Raw genomic sequence first — 22621 nt, forward strand, 5'->3', positions numbered from 1 at the left:
GAGAATCAGGCCGCATCCTGCTCGGGATTGAGCATCCGCCCTTCCTGTTCGACCCAGTCAACCAGCAGGGCCAACACACGGCGAAGCGCTGCATCCTGTTCCATCGCGCGCGTCTCGATACCGTTAAGCCGCTCGTCGATGATGGCCAGGCAATCCTTCAGCGCGTCGGGATCGACACTCGGCGCAACGGGCGCGGCGACCCGAGTATGAAGATTGGCAATTTCAACGCGCAGGGCAGCGATCTCTTCATGGTGCGGCGCCATAGGTGCGACGGTTTCGGCCTGCTCGGGCAGGCCAGCCTCCTCTTCTTGCGAAGCGACAGCCACGGTTTCAGCAAGGATGACCGCATCCTCAAAAACCGGTTCCCCCGCCAGCGGGGATTCCGGCTCGACTCCCGCATCCTCGACCACCGCTTCCTCGACAAAAGTGTCGAGCGGCGAAGCGACGACGGGTTCGGGACGCGCATCGCTGTCGCCATTCATCTCGGCGGCTACGGCCTCGACCACATCGGCATCGATCACGGTCAGTTGCTCGATCGCCCCCATCAGCAGAACGCGACTGACAAGGGCGTTGATACGGCGGGGTACGCCCCCGGTTGCCCGATAAAGCGCCGCGAAAGCCTCTGCCGTCAGCCATGGATTGCCGCTCCAGCCGACCAGTTTCAGGCGATGGACGATATAAGGTTCGATCTCGCTCGCCATCATCGGGTCCAGATGATGGGTGGCGATGACACGCTGGCGCAACTGTTCCAGTTCCGGCGATTTCAGCAGATCGCGAAACTCCGGCTGGCCCAGCAGGAATATCTGGAGCAGCGACTGGCCGCCCAACTGGAAATTGCTCAGCATCCGCAATTCCTCGATCGCGGAGACTGCCAGATTCTGCGCTTCATCGACGATCAGCAGCGATCGGCGACCGGCCCGCGCCTGCGCATGAAGGAACCCCTCGATCCGCTGGAGCAACTGCGCCTTGGGCGCACCATCGGCGGACAGGCCGAAACTCTGCGCGGCCAGGCGCAGCATGTCGTCGCCCTCCACCTGCGTCGATACGATCTTCACGGCTGTCAAGCGCGCCGGATCAATCGTCGCCATCAGATGACCGACCAGCGTGGTCTTGCCCGCGCCGATGTCGCCGGTGATGACGATGAACCCTTCGCCCTGCGCCAGACCATAGCCCAGATAGGACAGCGCCTTGCGATGCGTCGCGCTCTCAAAATAGAAATGCGGGTCCGGGGTGAGCTGGAACGGCCGACCCTGCAAGGCATAGAATTGATCGTACATTTGTCTCGTCTCCGGTGTCGGCCGATTAGACCGGCAAATCCCTTAAAAGCCGTAACGAAGGCCCAATTGACCCATCGCCGTGATGACGCTTTCAAAATCGTCCGCCTTGGCCGCGTCGATGCCAAGCGAGGCAGAAGCCGTCAGACGACGGCCAAGTGTGCGGTTGTAACTGGCGAAGCCGCCATAGTTGACGGTATCGACCCGGCCACCGCCGGCGGGGTTGAAATAATTGACATAGGCAGTCGTATCGATCGTCGACTGGCGGTCGATGGCATAGCCCAGCGTGGCCGTGCCCCACCAGTTTTCGTCCCGCGTCCCGTCAACGAACACGGTTTCGCCGCGCGGCGTGATGAATTTGCGCTGCGAATATCCCGCGCCCACACCCCAGTTCCACGGACCCGCACGCATCGCATATTGGGCGGTAACGCCGCGATAGCGGAAATTGGCGTCGGTGATGCCTGTCAGCGAATCGTTGAAACACTGGCCCCCACCGGTGGCGGAGAAAGCGCAGCCGCCCAGATCGCCGGTAAAGGGATTGCGAACCACATTCAGGCCGTTGCCCGACAGCGCCGCCACATTGCTATTGATGACCCGGCCAAAGCTGTCGATGCCGTCAAACACCACCAGCGCAAAGCTGCTGTTGCGGCCAGTCCAGACGAAGCTGCCCGAATAGGTCATCGACCCATAACGCTGCCCCACCCGCGCCTCCAGCGAGGTGCGGTGGTTGGGCCGCCACAAGACGCCCGCATCCCAGATGATGCCATCCTGATCGTAGATCAGCGCGCGCGGCGAGCTTTCGTCCGTCACGTAACGACCGCTGGAGTTGATGACTGGCGCACCCGTCACCGTGTCGATCAAAGGCGATCGCTGGCTGATCTCGATCTTTTCATATCCCACGCCGCCGACCAGCGCGACCGTCGGCGCAACCGGCAAGGTGGCATCCACCCGGCCCCACACATCCTCGAACCGCTGGTCGAGTTGGCGGGCATCCTCCCGATCATAGCCGCCACTGGCGACAAGGCCGACGGGCAGCAACGTGCCGGGGACAAAGCCGACCGATGCGCCCAGGCTGTGGGTCCAGCTCTGGTCGAACGACCCACCCGAAGGGGCGCCCGGAAAGGCGGCGGTCACGTCATCCTCGACCCGTGTGTAGCCAAGACGATAGGAAGCCGCGACGTCGAAGTCGCCGACCTTCGTGGCGTAGGTCGGACCGACATAGCCGGAATAGATCTGGCTGGTCAGGCTGTTGTTGCGGATCACCGGGCCGGAAAAGCCATCCGTCCGCACGCGCGTGGCAAGCGCGCCTGCATTGAGCGAGAGGCCGCGCGCCAGATTGACTTGCGTCTGGAGGATACCGCTGATGACATCGGCATCGCTCGTCTGGCTGCCCCAGCCAAAGCTGTGATCGTACCGCACATCCGCCACCACCTCGTACCGGCGCGTCCGCATGTCCGCGGTCACACCTGCCGAGACATTGGTGTAGGTAAGGACGTCGCCATCCCCCTTTAGCGGCGCGATCACCACCTGATCCACGCCCAGATAGGGCGTGACATTGACCTGCCGTCCACTGCCCGACTGCGCAACTGCGGGCGACGCCGTTGCGAGACACGCAAGCGTCAAAAGCGAGGCGGCCGACGCGATATGTCTGGCGCGCATGAAATCATTCCCCCTTGGGATAATAGCTGCCAAAGCGGCGGCCGCTGGTAGAAAATTGGACACCGTTCAGCATCAGTTGAACCTGAGCGCCGCCTTTGAGTTGCCCTGCCGCATCGCGCAGCGCGCTTTCGGGTGTGCTGTCCGCCCGCACCACCAGCAGCGCAATGGCTGCGTGGGAGGCGAGGACCGCCGCTGCCGAAGCCAACAGCAATGGCGGCGAATCGAACAGGATGATCCGATCCGGACGCCCGTGCGTCAGCCGCGCCAGCAAGGCTTCGGTACGTGCGGAGGCGAGATATTCGGTATCATTGTTGCTGCGCTGCCCGGCAGGCAGGATCGACAGCGAAGGGATGTCCGTCCGCTGTATGCAATCCTCGATGGCGATGACTGGATCAGCCAGCGCATCCAGCAAGCCCGGACCAGCGGTGATGCCCAGCGCATCGGTTATGGACGGCTTGGCGACATCGGCATCCACCAGCAGGATTTCGCGGTCCTTTTCCGCCGCGAGGCTGAGCGCCAGATTGATCGCGCAAAAGGTCTTGCCCTCCCCGCTATAGGCCGAGCAGATCAGGATACGGTTGCCCCGCGGGTTGTTCGCAAGCTGGCCCAGCAAGGCGCGCTTGAGCACGCGAAACTCTTCGCTGAGCGCCGTCACGGGGCCGTCGGGCTGGATGAACCCGGCTTCCGCCATCTTCACACGATCGAGCGGCTGGACAGGTCCGGTCCAGTCACGAGCGCGTGGCGTCGCGGCGGCCTCGACCGGACTATCATAGACAGGCGGTGCTGGAGGCAGATCAGCCGGAATGTCCATGGCCGGGGCAGCACGGCCACGCAAGGCAGCGCCAAAATCATAGATTTCCGCAGCGCGTTCGAGGAGCGAGTTGGGCTTGGTCATGTCTTGAGCCTCCTTCACGCCATGCCGCGCTGGACGAATTCGACCAGGATCAGGAGCAGGCACACGCCCGCCAGCGCGCCACTGGCCCCGGCGAACCATTTAAGCCGCTGCTTGGCGACCAATTGCTGTGCAGGGGTGCGCGCCTGCGTGATCGCACCGATCACCGGCAGGCCAGCCGCCTTTTCCAACCGGGCCGCCGTCGGAAAAGTACCGCGCAACTGCCCCATCGCAAAGGCCACACCAACGCCAACAACAACAGCAACAACCAACACAGCCAGCAGCAACAGCGGCCTGTTGGGCGCGCTCGGCGCTGTAGGAACACTAGGCGGCTGGATCACCCGAAACTGAACGGCGCCCGTTTCAGTCTTCACATCCCCCCGCAACCGAATCTCTTCACGATCGGCCAGCAACTTGTCATATTGGGTCTTCAGAACCTCATAATCACGATCGAGCTTTTCCTGCTCGGCCGCGATCCCCGGTTCCTCGGTCTGTCTGGCCGACATGGCCGACAGGTCGCCCTGAATCTGGTTCTTGCGCGTCTGGAGCGCAGCAACAGTTGCCGATCGCTCGGCCTGCATAGCTTTCAGCGATCCATAGGCGGGATTGGGCGTCGATCCAGCAGCAGCACTGCCGCCACCCTGACGACGCAGCGCATCGACTTGCCGCTGCATGGCGATCACGTCGGGATGATTGGCGGTCCAGCCACGCGCACGCATTCCAGCCAGATCCGACTGGGCCTGCGCGAAGGCGGACGGCGCGCCGCCCGCGCCCATGCCCGCGATCGTGGCTGGCGTACCGGCAAGCTGGGCATTCATGGCGCCGACAGCGCTCTGCGCCTGCACGAGTTGCGAATCGATGGCATTGATTTCGGTCCGAGCCGCATCCATGCGCTGGCTGATCGAGCCCGCCCCCGGCAGCAAGCCGACATAGCGCTGGGCGAACTCCACGCGACGCTGTTCAGCCGCCGCCAACTGCTTGCCGCGTCCCGCGATTTGCGCGTCCAGGAAGGTAAGGCTTTGGCGCGTTTCCGTGCGGTCGCCCGACAGATTCGCTTCCTGAAAAATGTCGATCAGCTTCTGGACGACCTGCGGCGCGATGCGCGCATTCATGCCATCGGACAGGCTGCTGTCGGAGGAGGCCGCCGAAATCTCGATCATGCTCGGATCAAGCTGAGCCACGACCTTGATATTCTCACGCAGCGCGGTGATCCGCGCGGCGACGTCGCTGGGACCGGAAATACTCTGTGACAGATCGGTGCCGCGCACGACTTTTTCCAGATTTTCGGTACTGGCTAGCGACTGACGCAGGCGATCGAGTTGCTGCTGCGACTGGACCTGGGTGATCCCGACCTTGTCCTCCAGCAACGACTGGGTACTGACATAGACCCGCGCCTTGGATTCATAGCTGTTGGGTATCAGCGATACCGCCAGCCATCCGACCATGGCAACGCCCCACGCCACCGCCAGCGCGAGCCAGCGGCGGTTCCAGATGCCATGCAGGACAACCAGGATTTCGTCGTAAAGACCGGCCATGTCAGAACATGCTTTCGGGGATGATGATGACATCGCCCGGCGACAGCAGGACGTTCGCCTTGGTATCACCGCGCTTCAGCAGGTCGCCGATGCGAACCTGATATTCCTTCTGCTTGCCCAGCGCCTTGTCATAGCGGACCAGCCGCGCGCGGTTACCCGCAGCATATTCGGACAGGCCACCGACCGAGATCATCGCATCGAGCAACGTCATGTTGGCGCGATAGGGGATGGAGGCGGGCTTTTCGGTCGCGCCGACGATCCGCACCTGTTGGCTGAACGTGCCGCTGAAATTATTGACGATCACTGAAACCAGCGGATTTTCGATATATTGAGTCAACGCCAGCTTGATGTCATCAGCCAGCATCTTGGGCGTCTTGCCCACGGCAGGCATGTCGGTGATGAGCGGCGTGGTGATGCGCCCGTCGGGTCGCACCTGAACCTTCGCGCCCAGTTCGGGATTACGCCACACGAAGATGGTGAGGTCATCGAGCGGACCGATGACATATTCCTCGCCCGGCCCTTCCTCGGTCGAGACGAAGGAGGCAGGCGGAAGCTGAGGCCCCTTCGCGACCCCTCCAGCGCAGCCCGCCAACGCGACCGCCGGAAGCGATGCCCCAAGAAAAAGCCTGGAAATCCGCAGGAAACGCATGATCACTTCACCTTCTTTTGCCGCCGCGCGCATAGGCCAGCCAAAGCAGAGAAGGCAGACCGAGAGCATAGGGCTTCGGCTCCTTCTTGGCGAAGAAGGGTAAAGATACCGTTAGGGAGTCACTCTATTGGAGGCGCTGTTCTGTACACAAGTTGAGGATGCCGCACCGTCATCCAATCAGTAGTTCGCGCGGAGGCGAGTGCCCCAGAAAGGCGGCGGGACTGGCGGACGCACCATAAGCCCCGGCCAGGAAGATCGCGATCAGATCACCGGGCGTTGCGGGGGGCAAGGCAACCTTGTCCCCTAGCCTGTCGAGTGGTGTGCACAGGCAGCCGACGACCGTCACCGGATCGGGCGCCGGGGCAGCAGTATCGAAGCGGTTGGCGATCGCCAGCGGATAGTTGCGGCGAACAACGGTGCCGAAATTGCCGCTTGCGGCCAGTTGATGATGCAGACCGCCATCAACCACGACAAAGGTTTCACCCTGGCTCTGCTTCACATCGACCACGCGGGTCAGATAGACCCCCGCCTCCGCCACCAGCCAGCGCCCCAGTTCGAGCGCGAAATGGCTGTCCTTGAGGATGTCGGGGCGATGCTCCAGCGCACTGTCGAGCGCCGCGCCGATGGGGCGGATATCAAGCCGCTCATCACCGGGGAAATAGGGCACGCCGAAACCGCCGCCGAGATTGACGAGCGGCGGCGCTTGCCCAACGGCGTCGGACAAGCGGGCCGCAAGGGCGATCGTCGCGGCCTGCGTCTCGATGATCGCCGCGGGATCAAGCGCCTGACTGCCAGCGAAGATATGCCACCCCCGCCAGTCTGCCCCCGCGTCGACCATGGCACGAGCAAGGGCAGCGGCGCGCTCCGCATCGACGCCGAAGGGCTTGGCCCCCCCGCCCATCCGCATGCCCGAACCGCGCAGGTCGAAATCGGGGTTCACGCGGACGGCAAGGCGCGGTGTTTTTCCAACCCTGTTGGCGATGGCAATTGCACGAGCGCCCTCCCCTTCGGATTCGAGATTGAGGGTGACCCCGGATTCGATGGCGAAGCGCAGTTCATCGTCCCGCTTGCCGGGTCCGGCGAAGCTGATGCGATCGGCAGGCATCCCGGCTTCCAGCGCACGGGCGGCCTCGCCCCCGGACGCAACGTCGAACCCGTCTACCAGCCCCGTCATCCGAGCGAGTAAAGGCACATAAGGGTTGGCCTTGATGGCATAGTGGATGCCAAGCTGGTGCGGCATCGCATCGCGCAGACGGCGCACCGTCGCTTCAACAATGCCCATGTCATAAACGAAAAGCGGTGTATCGCCCGCCTCATCCACCAGACTGGCGGCCCCGCAGCCGCCGATAAGCAACATGCCTTCCTCTGCCCCGAACCAGGGCGGGATTGGTCCCATCGGCTTCACGACTTATACTCCTGCCCCAGCGCCACGCGATCAATCTTGCCATTGGGGTTGCGCGGGAAATTGGCAAGGGCGCGGATCGTGCGCGGCTGCATGAAATTGGGGAGGTCCGCCTTCAACCGAGCCTCGACGGCAGAAATCAATGCCTCTTCCGCGCGGATCAGCAGCAGCACCGCCTGTCCCAATCGATCGTCGCTGATGCCCAGCGCGACGGCCTCTGCCACGCCATCGACAGCAACGGCGGCTTCCTCGATTTCAGTGGGGCTGATGCGGTTGCCCGCCGATTTGATCATCGCGTCATCGCGACCGACAAAATAAAGCAGGCCCTCGCGGTCCCGCCGCACCGTATCGCCCGACCACACCGCCATGCCGCCATAAAGCGACGCGGGCGGCGCAGGACGAAAACGCTCGGCGGTCCGCGCCGCATCCCGCCAATAGCCCTGCGCGACCAGCGGGCCGCAATGGACCAGTTCCCCCGGCTCGTCATCATCGGTGACGCTCCCATCCGGGCGCACGATCAGGATTTCAGCATGGGGAATGCCGCGCCCCATGCTGTCGGGATGGCTGTCCACCAACGCAGGCGGCAGATAGGTGGAGCGGAAGGCTTCGGTCAGGCCATACATCGGATACAGGTCGGCGTTCGGGAATAATGCCCGCAGCTTCCCCACCAGTGGCCGGGTAAGCGCACCGCCGCTGTTCGTCAGGCGCCTGAGCTTGCCTGCAACCTCCTGCGGCCAATCCAGTTCGACCAGTTGCACCCACAGCGGTGGCACACCGGCAAGCGTGGTAATGTCCCGCCGATCCACGACCTTCAGCACATCGCGCGGGGTCAGATAGTCCAGCGGATAAACGCAGCCGCCAGCGATCCAGGTCGAAAAAAGCTGATTCTGCCCATAATCGAAACTGAAGGGCAAAACGCACAGTGTTCGGTCATCGGGCCTCAACTTCAGATAATCAGCCACCGCCACCGCGCCCAGCCACAGATTCGCATGGCTCAACATCACACCCTTGGGCCGCCCGGTCGATCCGCTGGTGTAGAGGATCGCGGCCAGAGCATCCCCATCGGCCTCCGAAGGCGGCAATGTGTCGCCGCCCGTCATGGCGCAGGCGGCGTCCTCTTCCCGAAGATATTGGCAGTCGAAGGGAACATCCCCCTCCACCAGTGTCGCTGCCCGGCTGCCCGTCGCAATCAATAGCGATGCGCCGCTGTCGGCCAATATGTGCGCGACCTGCGCATGTTTGAGCAGCGGATTGATCGGGACATGAACAAAGCCCGCTCGCGGCGCCGCCAGCGGCATCAGCGCAGCAACCGGCCCCTTTGCGATCCAGCTTGCCACACGGGCCCCCTTCACGAACCCGAATCCCGCCAGCCAGCAGGCCAGCCGTCCGACGCTGCGCTCCAGTTCGGCATAGGTCTGTGTGCCGGAGCGACCGTCCAGCGCAGGCGCAACGGGATCGGCGTCCAGCAACAGATGGTCGATGGGACGGATCACTGTTTCGGGGGAGTCGGCCATGCTTAACTTCATCTCCAGACTTTTCCCCTATGCATCCCATCCTACGCCGGGAGATAGTCGCTTGCAGGGTCTAAGGGAATATCGGAGCTTTTCCGATGTGCGCGCCACCCTGCGCGAAGCATTGAACCGTGTCGACCAGCCCAACCTGTTCGATCGGTTCGACTGGTTCGAAATGCTGCATCGCCATTGCCTGCCTGACCTGCCCATCCGCGTGATCGAGGCGCGGGAAGGCGATCAGGCGATCTGGCTGTTCCTGGTTGCCCCGCAGGCGCGGCAACTCTCAGCGATGGCCAACTGGTATAGTTTTTCCTGGGCACCCATTTTTACCGGATCGCCAGACGCGGCGACTCAAGACCGGTTACTCTATACCGTTGCCGCGCATCTGGTTCGCGATACGGCGCAGATCGACCTGTATCCCATCAGCGATCATCACGGTTCGGCGGCGACGCTGCTGGCAGCATTCCGGCGGACGGGCTGGTTCGCGGTGCGCCGACCCATGGGGGGCAATTATCGGCTGGACCTCGCCGGACGAGATTTCGCCACTTACTGGGCCAGTCGCCCCGGACGGCTTAAAACCCTGGTAAAGCGCAAGGCACGCGCCGGCATAGTCTTGCGACTGACCGACCATATGACCGATGCCGATTGGGACGCCTATGTCACGGTACACAGAAATAGCTGGAAAGCGCCCGAACCGCATATCACCTTTTTCCGTGAACTTGCGGAGCAGGAAGGCGCGGCGGGCCGGTTGCGACTGGGCTTTGCCGAATTGAACGGGCAACCGATCGCCACGCAATATTGGACGATCGAAAATGGCGTGGCGCTGATCCACAAGTTGGCGCACGACAAGGCGTTCGATGCCATGTCGCCCGGAACATTGCTATCCCACGCCATGTTCGCGCAGGCGATAGACCGCGAAAGGGTTACCACCATCGACTATGGAACGGGCGATAATGGATATAAGCGGGAGTGGATGGATGAACGTGCGCCGCTCCATCGCATCGACTGTTTCAATCCGCGCTTTGCATCCAGTTGGTTGCCCGCTGCGCGCACGGCAATTTCCGCGCTTGTCGGCTAGGCATTGAGCCATTACTTACGGCTCACCATGCGGGCACTTCACGAACAGCCGGTCGACCGGACCCTCAACGATACCCCCACCCTGATCCGCGCGTTGCTGCGCGACGTGCTGGCTTTGCCACAGGAACAGGTCGACGCCTTTACGGATGACACACCGCTGTTCGGCGCGCTACCCGAACTGGACTCGATGGCCGTCGCGGGCATCCTGACCGAGATGGAGGACCGGCTGGATATCATCATCGAGGATGATGATATCGACGGCGACACATTCGAGACGTTCGGGACGCTGGTGGCGTTCGCGCATGGCAAGGTGAAGGGCTGAACACCCGACAACCCCGCCGTTGAGCCGGGCGGCGTTTACTCCGCCGCTATCGCCTCGAAATCCGCTTCCGCCAGGAATTTTTCGACATCCAGGGCCGCCATGCAGCCCATGCCCGCCGCCGTCACCGCCTGCCGATAGATTTTGTCGGTGACGTCGCCCGCCGCGAACACACCGGGAATGGCCGTGTGGGTCGTGCCCTTGTCCACCAGCAGATAGCCCTCGTCCATCGGCAGCTTGCCGGTAAACAATTCGGTCGCCGGGTGATGACCGATCGCGACAAAGCCGCCGTCGGTCGACTCATGCGACTTTTCGCCGGTCACGGTGTCGATCAGATCGACGCCGATCAGTCCCTCCGGGGTGCCACCGCCGACGAAGCGGTCAACTGCCTTGTTCCAGAGCACCTTGATATTGGGATGGGCATGGAGCCGTTCCTGAAGGATCTTTTCCGCACGCAGCGAATCGCGGCGGTGGATCAGCGTCACGTCATGGCTATGGTTGGTAAGGTAGAGCGCCTCTTCAACCGCAGTATTGCCGCCCCCGATCACAACCACCTTCTTGCCGCGATAAAAGAAACCATCGCAGGTGGCGCAGGCGCTGACGCCCTTGCCCTGAAGATGCTCCTCGCCGTCCACGCCCAACCACTTGGCCTGCGCGCCGGTGCAGATGACCAGCGTGTCGGCAATATAGACCTTGCCGCTGTCCCCGGTCAGGCGGAAGGGCCGCTCAGACAGGTCGACGTCGACGATCTGGTCGTACATCATCTGCGCGCCGACATGCTCCGCCTGCGCCTGCATCTGCTCCATCAGCCACGGGCCCTGGATGACGTCACGGAAACCGGGATAATTTTCGACATCGGTCGTGATGGTCAACTGCCCGCCCGGCTGCATCCCCTGCACCACGATCGGCGCCAGCCCCGCGCGCGCGCCATAAATGGCCGCAGACAGGCCAGCCGGGCCGGAACCAAGGATGAGCATACGGGTTGAGTGGGGTGCGGTCATAGTTGGGTTCCGGCTGCGATTCATGTTGGCCGCAAGAGATAGCTACTGACCGGGCGCGTGCAAGCTGCAGTGGCGGATGGAAATGCTTGAGCACCGGAAAGCATCGCTCCCCCGCCGCTCGGCCGATCAGTCCAGCACGTTCGGCAGATCCTCAAATCCCTTGCGCAGAGCGGCGGACCAGCCCTCGGAGATCATCGCAAACTCTTCATTGTCCGCCTCTATCCGGGTGCGGACGCGAAAGTCGAAGGCTTCGGCCTCGATCACGGTCAGGTCGAGCGGCATGCCAACTGACAGGTTGGAGCGCAGGGTCGAATCCATCGACACCAGCACCGCCCTGGTCGCGTCCTCCAGCGTCGTTTCAGGCCGGATGATGCGGTCCAGAATCGGCTTGCCATATTTATGTTCGCCGATCTGGAAGAAAGGCGTGTCGGCCGTGGCCTCAATGAAATTACCGGCCGAATAGACGAGATATAGCCGTGTCTTGCCACCTTTGCGCTGTCCCGCGATCAGGACCGATGCGCTGGCACCTGATCCGCCCATCTCGATACTCTCGCGATAGCGAGTCTGCATCGCCCGCATGGCGTCACCCACGATTTGCGCGACACGGTGCATGGTTGGGCAATTGAGGATCGTCTCAATTGCCGGATCGGCCTGCGAATCCTTGATCGCGCGGCTGAGTATCGCCTTCATTCCCTGGGTGATCGACAGATTGCCCGAACACAACAAAGTGATCGCCCGCTCGCCGGGTATCGAGTAAGTGAAGGTCTTTCGGAAGCGCGCAATATTGTCCATGCCCGCATTGGTACGGGTGTCGGACAGCATGACCAGTCCCTGGTCCACGCGCACGGCCACGCAATAGGTCATCGGCCCCCTGGGCTCCTGTATTCGTTCACACGTCGAGGGCGGACTGCGGCAACGCCTGTTGCTGTTGTCGTTGCAATTGCCGCTCTTCCAACCCCTCCTTCGCCTGCGCGATACGGACGTCCGCGTCAATCGAGATATTACCCGCCACCGTCACCGACCCGCGCACCGGCGCGGCCTGATCGGCGTCCAGCCCACCGGCAAGGCGCAGATAGCGGTCGGTCACACAGACCCGGTTTGACGGGTCGAAACCTACCCAGCCAAGGTTGGGTACCAGCGCCTCTGCCCAGCCATGGGTTTCGTGGAGAGCGTCCTCGTCCTGCGCGAGCAGATAGCCCGATACATAGCGCGCAGGCACGCCCAACGCCCGCGCGGCCGCAATAAAGACCTGAGCATGATCCTGGCAAACGCCCGCCCCCAGCGCGAAGGCGGTCGCCGCCGTCGTCTCCGCTCCTGTGACTCCGGCACGATAGGTAACGGCATCGCTGACGGCAGCGGACAGGGCGTGAAGGCGACCCAGCGCGCTCCCCTCTCCACCAATGCCATGCGCCATGTCGATAATGGCAGCCGATGCCGCCGTCAGCGGCGTCGAGCGCAGGAAATAGCGCGTATCGACGCGGCTCTTGGGCCAACCGAGCACACCATGCGTATCGTGCGTTTCGACCAGCCCTTCAGCGATGATCACAGCGCTGTCATGCCGATCGTGGCGAATCCAGATCGCCTCCATGTCGCCCATGCTGTTGGCGCCGAAACCAGTAATTGCTTCGCCATTGATGCTCACCCGCCAATCCTCGACGGTCTGCGCCGCATTGGAAGTGGGCATCAACTTAAGCAGCATGGCCGCACGACCGGCGACGGCCTCATAACTATAAACGGTCTGGTGGCGCACGAGCAGTTTCATGGACGACGCCTTTCCTCAGCCGAAATGATAGGCCTGCGCGATTTCGGCACCCAGGCGATTGGTCATGCGCAGACCGCTTTGCACCGTTTCATGCAGGCCGATGCGGAAAATCTCTCCGCTGTCGATCTGTTCCAGTCCCTCCACCATCTCCTGCACCGTGTCGTGCGCCTCGCTGCGCGCATCGTGCCAGCCTGCCAGGCGATTGAGCCGATAGGCAAGTTGGGTGTAACAATAGGCGACGCTGCGCGGGAACAGCCGGTTCAGCATCAGGAAATCGGTAATCTGCCAGGGCGTGTAGGTGCCGCCATAAACATGGTGGTAGGCGCGGCTACCCGACAGAGCATGCAGCACCGACGTCCATTGATAATGGTCGCGATTGCCGCCGATCACCTCCGTTTCCGGCAACAGGACATAATATTTGACGTCCAGCAGCCGCAGCGTCATCTGCGCCCGCTCCAGCGCGGAACCGCAGCGCAGGAAATCATGCCCTTCATTCCGTAACTGGCCCGAATGGGTCGCCCCCCGAAAAGTCATGACGCGGGTTTTCACCCAGTCGATCAGTTCGGGCAGATGTTGCCGCGCCTCGGCCACGTCATAGCTGTCCAGCTTGCGCCATCCGTCGTTCAACGCCTCCCACATATCCTGGGTCAGCATGGTGCGAGCCGACTTGGCATTGGAGCGCGCCTTAAGCAAGCAGGAGCGGATTGATGACGGGTTGTCGAGGTCCAGCATCAGGAAGGAAACGACATCGGTTTCCGTCACCTGCGCCCCTTCCGGAAACTGATGCCCCGCCCCTGTGGCGCGGACGACCGACCGCCATTCGTCGCGATGGTGCGCGCCGGGCAGGATCGCCATGCGCTGGCCCATCGTCAGCAGGCGAGCAGTGGATTCGGCGCGCTCCATATAGCGCGCCATCCAGTAGAGATTTTCGGCGGTCCGGCTCAGCATCGCATCAACCCTGTAAAAACTCTAATCCTGTAGAACCCCTAATCCTGCAGAACCCACGTATCCTTGACCCCGCCACCCTGGCTGGAGTTCACGACGAGCGATCCTTCGGTCAGCGCCACGCGGGTCAGGCCGCCCGGAACCAGCCGGATCTGTTTGCCCACCAGGCAATAGGGACGGAAATCGGCATGGCGGCCAACCACCGACGCCGGACCCAATGTAGGGACAGTGGACAGGTCGAGCGTCGGCTGGGCGATGAACTCGACCGGGTTCGCCCTGATCCGTTCGGCATAAGCGGCGACCTCGTCCTTGGTGGATTGGGGACCGATCAACATGCCGTAACCGCCCGATCCGTGCACTTCCTTGGCCACCAGCTCGTCCAGATGCTCCAGCACATAAGCGCGTTCATCCGGCTTGGCGCATTGCCAGGTCTGAATATTGTCGAGGATGGGCTTTTCACCGAGGTAAAATCGAATCATTTCAGGCACATAGACATAGACCGCCTTGTCGTCGGCGATACCCGAACCCGGCGCGGAGGCCAGCGTCACCCCGCCCTTGCGGTAGACGTTGAAGATGCCGGGTACGCCAAGCAGGCTGTCAGGGCGGAAGGCCAGTGGATCGAGATATTCGTCGTCGATCCGGCGATAGATGACATCCACCGCCTTTGGCCCCAGCGTCGTCTTCATCCATACCCGGTCTTCATCGACGAACAGGTCGGCCGGTTCGACCAGTTCCACGCCCATCAGGTCAGCGAGGAAGCTATGTTCATAATAGGCGCTGTTGAGCGAGCCGGGGGTCAGGACGACCACGACCGGATCGCCCTTGCACGCGGGCGGCGCGACTTCTTTCAGGCTTTTCAGCAATTCGGCGGGATAATCGTCAACCGGCGCGACTATCCCCTGCGCGAACAGTTCGGGGAACATCCGGGTCATGATCTCCCGGTTTTCGAGCATATAGGAGACGCCCGATGGCGTGCGGCAATTATCCTCTAGCACCTCAAAACTGCCCGGTCCGGTCCGCACGATGTCGATGCCGACAATATGGCTGTAGACCCTGCCCGGTGGCGTGAAATCGACCATTTCCGCGAGATAGGCGCTGTTCTGGTAGATGATGTCGGCGGGCATGATCCCCGCCTTCACAATCTCCCCACGGTGATAGACGTCGTGGAGAAAGGCGTTGAGCGCGCGGGCGCGCTGGCGGATACCCTTGTCGAGGACGCGCCATTCCTGCGCGGTAAAGATGCGTGGCAACAGATCGAAGGGGATGAGCCGTTCCGGATCACCACCCTCGCCATAGACGGCGAAGGTGATGCCAATCCGCCGAAATATCGCTTCCGCCTCGTCCATCCGACGGTTGAGGCCGGCAACGCCGGTCCGCTCGACCCAATTCTGCACCTCTGCATAACAGGGGCGTATCGAACCGTCCGGCTCGAACATTTCGTGGAAGGGCAAAGCGGCGTTCCTCCCTTGGCCATCAGGCCGGTTGTGCGTTGCAACATTAGTGCAACCGTCCTGAAGGAAAGCAAGCCCAAAATTGCAGGCGAAGTAAGCGAATGATCGCGATGTCGTGCTTGAGTATAGGCCGCCGGGATCGCGCTACTCGTCCCCCGGACGTTTGCGCCCCGCCCTGACCCAAGGTTGCCCGACAACCGACGCAATCATGTCGCGGACGCGCCAGCGCAAGGTTATGCGGCGCTCGGCAATGCCGGGCAGGCTCCAGAGATCGAAACCCACCAAAGGTCGAAAGGGATTGCGGCGGCCATAAGCCCACAGTTCAAGGCGGGTGCTGCGGCCCGCTGATAAACCCCGCGCATGGAAACCATAAGTATCGGCAACGACCAGCGTATTGGCCGGCACAGCAAAGCTCGTCGGCTGAGGCAGACCCAGCGTAGCAAGTTCCCCGGCATCGACTCGGAAAGATCCTCTCGCCGACAAGCGGCAATCGCCGTCGCGGACCGTAAGGCTGCGTTGACGTTCCCACGCCAGCCGCTCCGGTGTCAGACGATGCGAGCCGAGGACATAGTTGAACGGCCCGGTCGCCTCCGACACATCTTCAAGGAATAGCCATGCTTTCATCGCTGGGTAGAAGGTGTCGGCGTGAAGGTTGATTTGCGGATCTGGTGTGGCGTCCCGGCGCTGGGTCAGGATCGCCTGTATGTAGAGCAACGGCTCGACATTGAAGCTGGCAATATAACGGGCGAGACTCCGCCAGCGCGCATTCGCACGAAAGGCGCGAATCGCCGGAATCGCGCTGATCGCTACAGGATCGACGGCAATACGGCGCGTAATGGTATCACCCTGAACCGTTTCCCGCGCCTCGCCCTCAAAAACAACCACCTGATCTCGTAGCGCCGCAAATTGTTCTGGGGACAGGAAATCGCGAATGACAACGACACCATCGCGATCAAAAGCCATCCGATCGGCAGGCGGGACGGTGGCGGCGAGACGGGCGCGACGGCGCTCGGTCATACGCTGGGCCAGCGCGACACGCGTTGTATGAAGCCCCAACGCGTTAAGCCGCCTGGAGCCAATGAGGGGATTATCGACAAATGACTTCGCGCCCGTCAGCAACTGAATCAGCCACCAGGGGGCCATCAGGACCCGAAGAAACGCATTCGACATCTGCGCCCTTTATCGCGCCTGACACCAACTTCTAGCGAATAATTATCAATAGACGTTGATAGGATATGACAGCGTCGTGACCGACGCTTGTTCCAGCAAGCGATATCAATGCCGTAAATGGTAGCGGAGGAGGGACTTGAACCCCCGACACGCGGATTATGATTCCGCTGCTCTAACCAGCTGAGCTACTCCGCCCCGAAAGGCCGCGCCGCGACCTGAGCCGCTGCGGTGAGGGCGCGCTATACGCAGCAGCTTGCCGTCGGTCAACGGGGGCATTTGCCCGGATCGCATTTTCCATCATGGTTTAGTGCTCTTGTTTACACGCGAACCGCAGCCTAGCCCTTGCCAGCGGCGTAAAAGCGCGCCAATCACGCCGGCAAACAGAGCGATGAAGAGGATTGTGGGCAGATGAGCTATTATGACGTTCTGATCGTGGGCGCTGGGCATGCCGGGGCACAGGCTGGCATCGCGTTACGCCAGGCGGGCTTTGAAGGCTCCGTCGCCATGATCGGTGACGAGAAGGAGCCGCCTTATGAGCGCCCACCTTTGTCCAAGGAATATTTTGCAGGCGACAAGCCGTTCGAGCGCATCCTGATCCGCCCTGTCGCCTTCTGGGGCGAGCGCAATATCGACATGTTGCTGAACAAGCGCGTGAAAAATGTCGACCCGATCGCGAAGTTCGTGACCGTCGGCGACGAAGAAATCGGCTATGGCAAGCTGATCTGGTGTACAGGCGGCAGTCCCCGGATGTTGATCTGCGCGGGCGCAGAGGCCGCTGGCGTTCATGCTGTCCGGCGGCGCGACGATGTTGACGCGATGATGGCCAAGCTCAACCAGATCAATCATGTCACCATCATCGGCGGTGGCTATATCGGCCTGGAGGCCGCGGCAGTGCTGAGCAAATTCGGCAAGAAAGTCGTTCTGCTGGAAGCGCTGGACCGCGTGCTGGCCCGCGTGGCGGGCGAAGATCTCTCGCGTTTCTATGAAGCGGAGCATCGCGCCCATGGCGTCGACCTGCGGACGAACGCGAAGATGGATTGCATCGAAGTAATCGACGGCAAGGCGACCGCCGTTTTGATGGCCGATGGCGAGCGGATCGAAACAGATATGGTGATCGTGGGTATCGGCATCATCCCGGAAACCGGGCCCCTGATCGCGGCGGGCGCAGCCGGGGGCAATGGTGTCGATGTCGACGAATATTGCCGCACCAGCCTGCCCGACATCTATGCTGTGGGCGATTGCGCGTCCCATGCCAACAATTTTGCGCGTGGCGCCCAGCTTCGGCTTGAATCGGTTCAGAACGCCAATGACCAGGCGAAAACCGCCGTCGCGCATATCATGGGCAAGGAAGAGGCCTATAATGCCGTCCCCTGGTTCTGGTCCAATCAATATGATTTGAAGCTCCAGACCGTCGGCCTGTCTATCGGCTATGATCATACGATCCTGCGTGGCGACCCGGCGACGCGCAGCTTTTCGGTGCTCTACCTCAAGGGCGGAAAAGTGATTGCGCTCGACTGCGTCAATGCGGTCAAGGACTATGTCCAGGGTCGCGCACATGTGCTGTCGGGCGCAGTACTGGATCAGGCGCAACTGGCCGATTCGTCGGTGCCGCTCAAAGAGGTTGGGCTGGGATAGGCCTACCGCCTCCCTATCCCCGGAACATCGCCTTCACCGCCAGTTCCCAAGGCCCGCCGCGATAGTGCCAGACGGCAAGACCGTCGATCGCCAGTCGCTTGCCCATAAACTGCACGCCCATGGCCTGGTGGAGCGCTCTCGCCTCTGTGGGAGACGCCTTGTTCTGGATGGTGATGTGGAGTCGGGGGCGGGCCTGATCCTGCGGGATAAGAAGGCCGGTGAAAGCCTCTGCCAGATCATCCCGCATTTCCATAAGCCGCTGGCTTTCAATATGGAAAGCGACGCCATTGCCCAGGTTGAGGACGCCGACGATCCGGGTCGGGGGTGATGACCCTGCGGCAAGGCGCTTCAACCGACCCTTCAATTCCGGCAAGACCGAGGGCGGCAGATGGCGGAACAACGTGATATGCGCCGGGACCTGATTGCGACCCGGCGGAAAGTGGGCGCGGCGCAGACCGTCCACCCAGGCGAAGTCCGCGACGCCCAGCAGAGCGGTAACGATGAGCGGCGCGGTCACGCGAGCGGATGCGCCTTCAACCAGCCAAGCACCGGCTCGGGACGGCTTTCGCCATAGGGGTCATCATCCTCGCCGCTATCGTTGATCCCCGGCTCCTCGAACCAGGCCACCACCTTGCCGTCGTCTACGACCATCGCATAGCGCCAGCTACGGTCGCCAAAGCCCAGATGATCCTTCTTGATGAGCATGCCCATCCGGCGGGTGAAATCACCCGACCCATCGGGCAGCAGCTTCACATTGTTCACGCCCAGATGGCGCCCCCACTGGTACATGACGAAGGCATCATTGACAGAAAGGCAGTAAACATCGTCGACGCCCTGCGCCCTGAAGTCATCGTAAAAGCGCTCAAAGGCCGGGCATTGTTCGGTCGAACAGGTCGGCGTGAACGCGCCTGGAAGCGAGAAGACGATGACGCGCCTGCCAGCAAACAGGTCGCCAGTCTGTACATCCTGCCAACGGAACGGGTTGGGGCCTTCGATAGTTTCGTCGCGGACCCTGGTCTTGAGCGTGACATTCGGTACGTAGCGATTCAGCATGGAAGCCTCCTGTTGTCCTAATCCCGATGCACCATCCTGTGCGCCTTGTCGCGGCCCTGACGACGGGTATATCGTTGCGGTAGCGGTCCAAAGCCGTGATGCACGACCATATATATTGGGTAGAGGAACGATTATGAGCGCACCGCGATCCCTGACTATTGTGGGCATAGCCGCCCTGTTGTGGAATCTGATGGGCGATGCATCCTTCGTCGCGCAATATAGCATGGACACGGCCGAACTGGCCAAAACCGATCCCTATACCGCCCGCATCTTTGCGCAAATGCCCACATGGGCTTGGGCCGCCTTTGCCGTGTCGGTAGTCACAGGGACGCTGGGATCGATCCTTTTGCTGATGCGGCGGGCCGCAGCGGTGGCGCTCTATCTGATCTCGCTGATTGCGATCATCATGACCTTTGGCCACAGCTTTTTCGGGACCGACATGCTGGCGATCAAGGGATGGACGGCGACGCTGTTTCCTGCGCTGATCTTCGTGCTGGGGATCGCGCAATTCCTCTATGCGCGCGCGCAGGTGACGAAGGGCGTGTTGCGATAGCCGGATACACGCCCCCAACGCACGGTTTAGTCGAGATCTAAAGTTCGCCGCGCTGGCGGCGGATTTCAAACCACTTTCTGACATTTTCATTGTGCTGCTGATAAGTGTCGGCGAAGATGTGGCCGCCCGTCCCATCCGCGACGAAATACAGCGCTTTGGTTTGCGCGGGCTGGGTGACGGCAAGGATCGAGAGCCGTCCGGGGTTCGCGATCGGCCCTTTGGGCAGGCCGGTCATCGCATAGGTATTATAGTCGTTGACGGCGGCGATCTCCGACTTGCGGATACGGCGCCCCAGCGGCTTGCCCTTGGTGATCGGATAGATGATCGTCGGGTCCGCCTGAAGCATCATATTGGTCCGCAGCCGGTTGCCATAGACGCCCGCCACCGTTGGGCGTTCGGCGGCGACAGCGGTTTCCTTCTCAACGATACTGGCCAGGATGATGGCCTCCCGTGGCGTCTTGACCACAGCCGTGGGGCTGCGTTTCGCCCAAAGGTCGGCCAGCACCTTGGTCATCGCCGCCTGCATCCGCTGCACCACCCGCGTACGCGATTCGCCGCGTTCGAAGGCATAGCTGTCGGGCAGGATGCTGCCCTCTTCGGGCACGGGGATATCGCCGGTCAATTGATCGTTCGCCATCAACCGTTCGTGGACGAGGATGGACGGCATGCCTTCGGGAATGGTGATGAGCCGGGTGAGTACCTTCCCCCCTTGCAGGATGGAGAGGATTTCCGAATTGCTTGCGCCCTTGGGAATCACGAATTCCCCAGCCTTGATCGACATGCTGCCGCCAAAGACCTTGGCCCGCGTCAGGAAGGCATCAGCCGAGCGAACCGCGCCAGCCTGTTTGAGCAGCACCGCCGCCGCACTGAGCGTCGCGCCTTCCGGCACGACGATCGTGGTTTCCCTGGTGGCCGGGCCAGTTTCCGTCCAGCCATGAACGAAACGGAAGGCAACGAACGCGGCAACGGCAAGGCCGATCAGAAGGATGATGCAGCCAAGCCGTTTCATGGTGCTGCGCCTCAGATCGGCTTCATGATGAGCGAGGCATTGGTGCCGCCAAAGCCGAAGCTGTTGTTCAGCACCGCGCGCACCTTGCGTTCTTTGGCGACGTGCGGGACCAGGTCCACGCCCTGGCAGCTTTCGCTGGGTTCATCGAGGTTGAGCGTCGGCGGGACGATCTGGTCCTGCATGGCAAGGATGCAGAAGATGCTCTCCACCGCACCCGCGCCGCCCAGAAGATGGCCGATGGCGGATTTGGTCGAACTCATCGACATATTGCTGATCTGGTCACCGAACAGGCGACGGACCGCGCCCAGCTCCAGTTCGTCGCCCAGCGGGGTCGATGTGCCGTGGGCGTTCACATAATCGATATCTTCCAGGCTGAGGCCCGACTTTTTAAGCGCCATCTGCATCGAACGGAACGCGCCCGATCCTTCGGGGTGCGGAGCGGTGACGTGATAGGCGTCGCCCGACAGGCCATAGCCAATCACTTCGGCATAGATCTTAGCGCCGCGCGCCTTGGCCCGCTCATATTCTTCCAGCACAACGACACCCGCGCCCTCGCCCATGACGAAGCCGTCGCGGTTGACGTCATAGGGACGCGACGCCTTTTCGGGCGTGTCGTTGAAATTGGTGGAGAGCGCCCGCGCCTGCGAGAAGCCGGCGATGCCGATCGGGCAGATCGCGCTTTCCGCGCCGCCCGCGAGCATCACGTCGGCGTCGTCCATCGCGATCATCCGGGCGGCATCGCCGATTGAGTGCGCGCCGGTCGAACAGGCGGTGACGACAGCATGGTTCGGCCCCATCAGGCCATATTTGATCGAAACCTGACCCGAGATCAGATTTATGAGTCGGCCATGGACGAAATGCGGCGAGACGCGGCTAGGGCCCTTGTTCGCCAGCACCAGCGATTCGCTTTCGATGCCCGGCAGGCCGCCGATGCCCGAACCGATCGAGCAGCCCGCGCGCAGGCGCTCTTCCTCTGTCATGTCGAGCAGGCCCGCGTCAGCCAGCGCTTCGCTGGCCGCGGCGATGCCGAAGACGATAAACAGATCGACCTGCCGCTGAATCTTGTGGTCGACTTCCTTGGACGGGTCGAAACCATAAGGATGGTCCGCGGGCTTCACCTCGCAGGCGATGCGGCATTTATAGTCGGTGGGGTCGAACCGGGTGATCGTGGCCGCGCCCGATTTGGACGCGAGGATATTTTTCCAGGTGGTTTCGACATCCCCGCCCAGAGGGGTCACCATGCCGAGGCCGGTTACGACGACGCGACGCATATTGCAGGCTCCACGATAACTTACTGACTTTGGCCGACCCTTAGCCGCCGCAGATGCGCACGGAAAGGGTCGCCAGATACAAAACGGCTCTCCAGCCTCCGGGATCGCCGGGCAGGAGAGCCGCTTTCGTGCCTTTTGGCCGCGGACTGCCCCGGTGGGCTTGTCCGCTAAAGGCCCTTACTGCTTGCTTTCGATGAAATCGATCGCATCCTTGACGGTGGCGATCTTTTCAGCCGCATCGTCAGGGATTTCGACGCTGAACTCTTCCTCGAACGCCATCACCAGTTCAACGATGTCCAGGCTGTCTGCGCCCAGATCGTCGATGAAGCTTGCGTCCTCAGTCACCTTTTCGGCTTCGACGCCCAGATGCTCGACGACGATTTTCTTAACGCGATCCGCGGTCTCACTCATGAGTGGTCCTTCTTCTTGGGTATCGTTGGTAATTCTGAACGG

22 protein-coding genes and 1 tRNA gene are annotated in these 22621 nt (G+C 61.9%); 4 read left to right on the top strand and 19 right to left on the bottom strand.

The genetic code is table 11. The features are described from left to right. Positions 1 to 5: 5 nt before the first annotated feature. The 7 genes from WFR25_RS17390 to WFR25_RS17420 all read right to left on the bottom strand — a co-directional run bounded on the left by WFR25_RS17390 (position 6) and on the right by WFR25_RS17420 (position 8925). Complete coding sequence (locus WFR25_RS17390) at positions 6 to 1277, bottom strand: XrtA/PEP-CTERM system-associated ATPase (protein WP_336972598.1); 1272 nt, start codon at positions 1275 to 1277, stop codon at positions 6 to 8. A gap of 42 nt (positions 1278 to 1319) precedes the next feature. Continuing rightward, the gene (locus WFR25_RS17395) at positions 1320 to 2933 is read right to left on the bottom strand and encodes a hypothetical protein (RefSeq protein WP_336972600.1); all 1614 of its coding nucleotides are present in this window, start codon (positions 2931 to 2933) and stop codon (positions 1320 to 1322) included. 4 nt (positions 2934 to 2937) lie between these two features. Further along, positions 2938 to 3828 carry an AAA family ATPase gene (locus WFR25_RS17400; RefSeq protein ID WP_336972602.1) on the bottom strand — a complete coding sequence of 297 codons (891 nt, stop codon included), beginning with the start codon at positions 3826 to 3828 and terminating at the stop codon, positions 2938 to 2940. Between the two features lie 14 nt (positions 3829 to 3842). Further along, the gene (locus WFR25_RS17405) at positions 3843 to 5360 is read right to left on the bottom strand and encodes an XrtA system polysaccharide chain length determinant (RefSeq protein ID WP_336972604.1); all 1518 of its coding nucleotides are present in this window, start codon (positions 5358 to 5360) and stop codon (positions 3843 to 3845) included. A gap of 1 nt (position 5361) precedes the next feature. After that, entirely contained in the window at positions 5362 to 6009 is a 648-nt protein-coding gene (locus WFR25_RS17410; protein ID WP_336972605.1) for an XrtA/PEP-CTERM system exopolysaccharide export protein, read from the bottom strand. Between the two features lie 169 nt (positions 6010 to 6178). Beyond that, positions 6179 to 7414, bottom strand: coding sequence for a pyridoxal-dependent decarboxylase, exosortase A system-associated (locus WFR25_RS17415; protein ID WP_336972606.1), 1236 nt, complete (start codon positions 7412 to 7414; stop codon positions 6179 to 6181). Then, positions 7411 to 8925: an acyl-CoA ligase (AMP-forming), exosortase A system-associated gene (locus WFR25_RS17420; protein ID WP_336972607.1), complete on the bottom strand. Its 1515-nt coding sequence runs from the start codon at positions 8923 to 8925 to the stop codon at positions 7411 to 7413. The genes WFR25_RS17415 and WFR25_RS17420 overlap by 4 nt, the downstream gene beginning before the upstream one ends. A gap of 61 nt (positions 8926 to 8986) precedes the next feature. Here WFR25_RS17420 and WFR25_RS17425 point away from each other — a divergent pair, with 61 nt between their 5' ends. Continuing rightward, on the top strand, positions 8987 to 10000 hold the full coding sequence (locus WFR25_RS17425) for a GNAT family N-acetyltransferase (RefSeq protein WP_336972608.1): 1014 nt from the start codon (positions 8987 to 8989) through the stop codon (positions 9998 to 10000). Positions 10001 to 10027: 27 nt separating this feature from the next. Next, entirely contained in the window at positions 10028 to 10321 is a 294-nt protein-coding gene (locus WFR25_RS17430) for a phosphopantetheine-binding protein (RefSeq protein WP_336972610.1), read from the top strand. Between the two features lie 35 nt (positions 10322 to 10356). On the opposite strand, the gene trxB is transcribed toward WFR25_RS17430, so the two are convergent. From trxB to WFR25_RS17465, 7 genes are all read right to left on the bottom strand, one after another. Next, positions 10357 to 11319, bottom strand: coding sequence for a thioredoxin-disulfide reductase (gene trxB / locus WFR25_RS17435; RefSeq protein WP_336972611.1), 963 nt, complete (start codon positions 11317 to 11319; stop codon positions 10357 to 10359). Positions 11320 to 11445: 126 nt separating this feature from the next. Then, positions 11446 to 12183 (bottom strand): proteasome-type protease, encoded by a 738-nt coding sequence (locus tag WFR25_RS17440; protein WP_336972612.1) that lies wholly within the window; start codon positions 12181 to 12183, stop codon positions 11446 to 11448. Between the two features lie 25 nt (positions 12184 to 12208). Further along, positions 12209 to 13081 carry a transglutaminase family protein gene (locus WFR25_RS17445; RefSeq protein ID WP_336972613.1) on the bottom strand — a complete coding sequence of 291 codons (873 nt, stop codon included), beginning with the start codon at positions 13079 to 13081 and terminating at the stop codon, positions 12209 to 12211. A gap of 15 nt (positions 13082 to 13096) precedes the next feature. Next, a complete protein-coding gene (locus WFR25_RS17450) occupies positions 13097 to 14029 on the bottom strand; it encodes an alpha-E domain-containing protein (protein ID WP_336972615.1) in 933 nt (310 codons plus the stop codon). A gap of 38 nt (positions 14030 to 14067) precedes the next feature. Further along, positions 14068 to 15477, bottom strand: coding sequence for a circularly permuted type 2 ATP-grasp protein (locus tag WFR25_RS17455; RefSeq protein WP_336972617.1), 1410 nt, complete (start codon positions 15475 to 15477; stop codon positions 14068 to 14070). Between the two features lie 144 nt (positions 15478 to 15621). Next, on the bottom strand, positions 15622 to 16647 hold the full coding sequence (locus tag WFR25_RS17460; RefSeq protein WP_336972618.1) for a phytanoyl-CoA dioxygenase family protein: 1026 nt from the start codon (positions 16645 to 16647) through the stop codon (positions 15622 to 15624). Between the two features lie 118 nt (positions 16648 to 16765). Beyond that, a tRNA-Met gene (locus tag WFR25_RS17465) sits at positions 16766 to 16842 on the bottom strand. A gap of 213 nt (positions 16843 to 17055) precedes the next feature. Here WFR25_RS17465 and WFR25_RS17470 point away from each other — a divergent pair. Continuing rightward, positions 17056 to 18282, top strand: coding sequence for an NAD(P)/FAD-dependent oxidoreductase (locus WFR25_RS17470; protein WP_336972619.1), 1227 nt, complete (start codon positions 17056 to 17058; stop codon positions 18280 to 18282). 13 nt (positions 18283 to 18295) lie between these two features. Here the strand turns inward: WFR25_RS17470 and WFR25_RS17475 are convergent, their stop codons facing one another. Together WFR25_RS17475 and WFR25_RS17480 are read right to left on the bottom strand one after the other, a co-directional pair. After that, positions 18296 to 18799 (bottom strand): 2'-5' RNA ligase family protein, encoded by a 504-nt coding sequence (locus WFR25_RS17475; RefSeq protein ID WP_336972620.1) that lies wholly within the window; start codon positions 18797 to 18799, stop codon positions 18296 to 18298. Beyond that, positions 18796 to 19335 carry a peroxiredoxin gene (locus tag WFR25_RS17480; RefSeq protein ID WP_336972621.1) on the bottom strand — a complete coding sequence of 180 codons (540 nt, stop codon included), beginning with the start codon at positions 19333 to 19335 and terminating at the stop codon, positions 18796 to 18798. The genes WFR25_RS17475 and WFR25_RS17480 overlap by 4 nt, the downstream gene beginning before the upstream one ends. 133 nt (positions 19336 to 19468) lie before the next feature. On the opposite strand from WFR25_RS17480, the gene WFR25_RS17485 reads away from it, so the two are divergent. Further along, positions 19469 to 19888 carry a sugar transporter gene (locus WFR25_RS17485; RefSeq protein ID WP_336972623.1) on the top strand — a complete coding sequence of 140 codons (420 nt, stop codon included), beginning with the start codon at positions 19469 to 19471 and terminating at the stop codon, positions 19886 to 19888. A gap of 37 nt (positions 19889 to 19925) precedes the next feature. Here the strand turns inward: WFR25_RS17485 and mltG are convergent, their stop codons facing one another. The 3 genes from mltG to WFR25_RS17500 all read right to left on the bottom strand — a co-directional run bounded on the left by mltG (position 19926) and on the right by WFR25_RS17500 (position 22579). Continuing rightward, positions 19926 to 20897: an endolytic transglycosylase MltG gene (mltG, locus tag WFR25_RS17490; protein WP_336972625.1), complete on the bottom strand. Its 972-nt coding sequence runs from the start codon at positions 20895 to 20897 to the stop codon at positions 19926 to 19928. 11 nt (positions 20898 to 20908) lie between these two features. Further along, the gene (gene fabF / locus WFR25_RS17495; RefSeq protein WP_336972626.1) at positions 20909 to 22168 is read right to left on the bottom strand and encodes a beta-ketoacyl-ACP synthase II; all 1260 of its coding nucleotides are present in this window, start codon (positions 22166 to 22168) and stop codon (positions 20909 to 20911) included. Between the two features lie 177 nt (positions 22169 to 22345). Further along, on the bottom strand, positions 22346 to 22579 hold the full coding sequence (locus WFR25_RS17500) for an acyl carrier protein (RefSeq protein ID WP_336972627.1): 234 nt from the start codon (positions 22577 to 22579) through the stop codon (positions 22346 to 22348). Positions 22580 to 22621: the final 42 nt, after the last annotated feature.

This window comes from Sphingobium aromaticiconvertens, from assembly GCF_037154075.1.
Lineage (GTDB): Bacteria > Pseudomonadota > Alphaproteobacteria > Sphingomonadales > Sphingomonadaceae > Sphingobium > Sphingobium aromaticiconvertens.

Coding starts and splice junctions, on each gene's coding strand:
- WFR25_RS17395 (WP_336972600.1), bottom strand. CDS start 2,933: ATGCGCGCCAGACATATCGCGTCGGCCGCCTCGCTTTTGACGCTTGCG.
- trxB (WP_336972611.1), bottom strand. CDS start 11,319: ATGACCGCACCCCACTCAACCCGTATGCTCATCCTTGGTTCCGGCCCG.
- fabF (WP_336972626.1), bottom strand. CDS start 22,168: ATGCGTCGCGTCGTCGTAACCGGCCTCGGCATGGTGACCCCTCTGGGC.
- WFR25_RS17485 (WP_336972623.1), top strand. CDS start 19,469: ATGAGCGCACCGCGATCCCTGACTATTGTGGGCATAGCCGCCCTGTTG.
- WFR25_RS17390 (WP_336972598.1), bottom strand. CDS start 1,277: ATGTACGATCAATTCTATGCCTTGCAGGGTCGGCCGTTCCAGCTCACC.
- WFR25_RS17420 (WP_336972607.1), bottom strand. CDS start 8,925: ATGGCCGACTCCCCCGAAACAGTGATCCGTCCCATCGACCATCTGTTG.
- WFR25_RS17430 (WP_336972610.1), top strand. CDS start 10,028: ATGCGGGCACTTCACGAACAGCCGGTCGACCGGACCCTCAACGATACC.
- WFR25_RS17410 (WP_336972605.1), bottom strand. CDS start 6,009: ATGCGTTTCCTGCGGATTTCCAGGCTTTTTCTTGGGGCATCGCTTCCG.
- WFR25_RS17450 (WP_336972615.1), bottom strand. CDS start 14,029: ATGCTGAGCCGGACCGCCGAAAATCTCTACTGGATGGCGCGCTATATG.
- mltG (WP_336972625.1), bottom strand. CDS start 20,897: ATGAAACGGCTTGGCTGCATCATCCTTCTGATCGGCCTTGCCGTTGCC.
- WFR25_RS17400 (WP_336972602.1), bottom strand. CDS start 3,828: ATGACCAAGCCCAACTCGCTCCTCGAACGCGCTGCGGAAATCTATGAT.
- WFR25_RS17445 (WP_336972613.1), bottom strand. CDS start 13,081: ATGAAACTGCTCGTGCGCCACCAGACCGTTTATAGTTATGAGGCCGTC.
- WFR25_RS17405 (WP_336972604.1), bottom strand. CDS start 5,360: ATGGCCGGTCTTTACGACGAAATCCTGGTTGTCCTGCATGGCATCTGG.
- WFR25_RS17460 (WP_336972618.1), bottom strand. CDS start 16,647: ATGTCGAATGCGTTTCTTCGGGTCCTGATGGCCCCCTGGTGGCTGATT.
- WFR25_RS17440 (WP_336972612.1), bottom strand. CDS start 12,183: ATGACCTATTGCGTGGCCGTGCGCGTGGACCAGGGACTGGTCATGCTG.
- WFR25_RS17500 (WP_336972627.1), bottom strand. CDS start 22,579: ATGAGTGAGACCGCGGATCGCGTTAAGAAAATCGTCGTCGAGCATCTG.
- WFR25_RS17480 (WP_336972621.1), bottom strand. CDS start 19,335: ATGCTGAATCGCTACGTACCGAATGTCACGCTCAAGACCAGGGTCCGC.
- WFR25_RS17470 (WP_336972619.1), top strand. CDS start 17,056: ATGAGCTATTATGACGTTCTGATCGTGGGCGCTGGGCATGCCGGGGCA.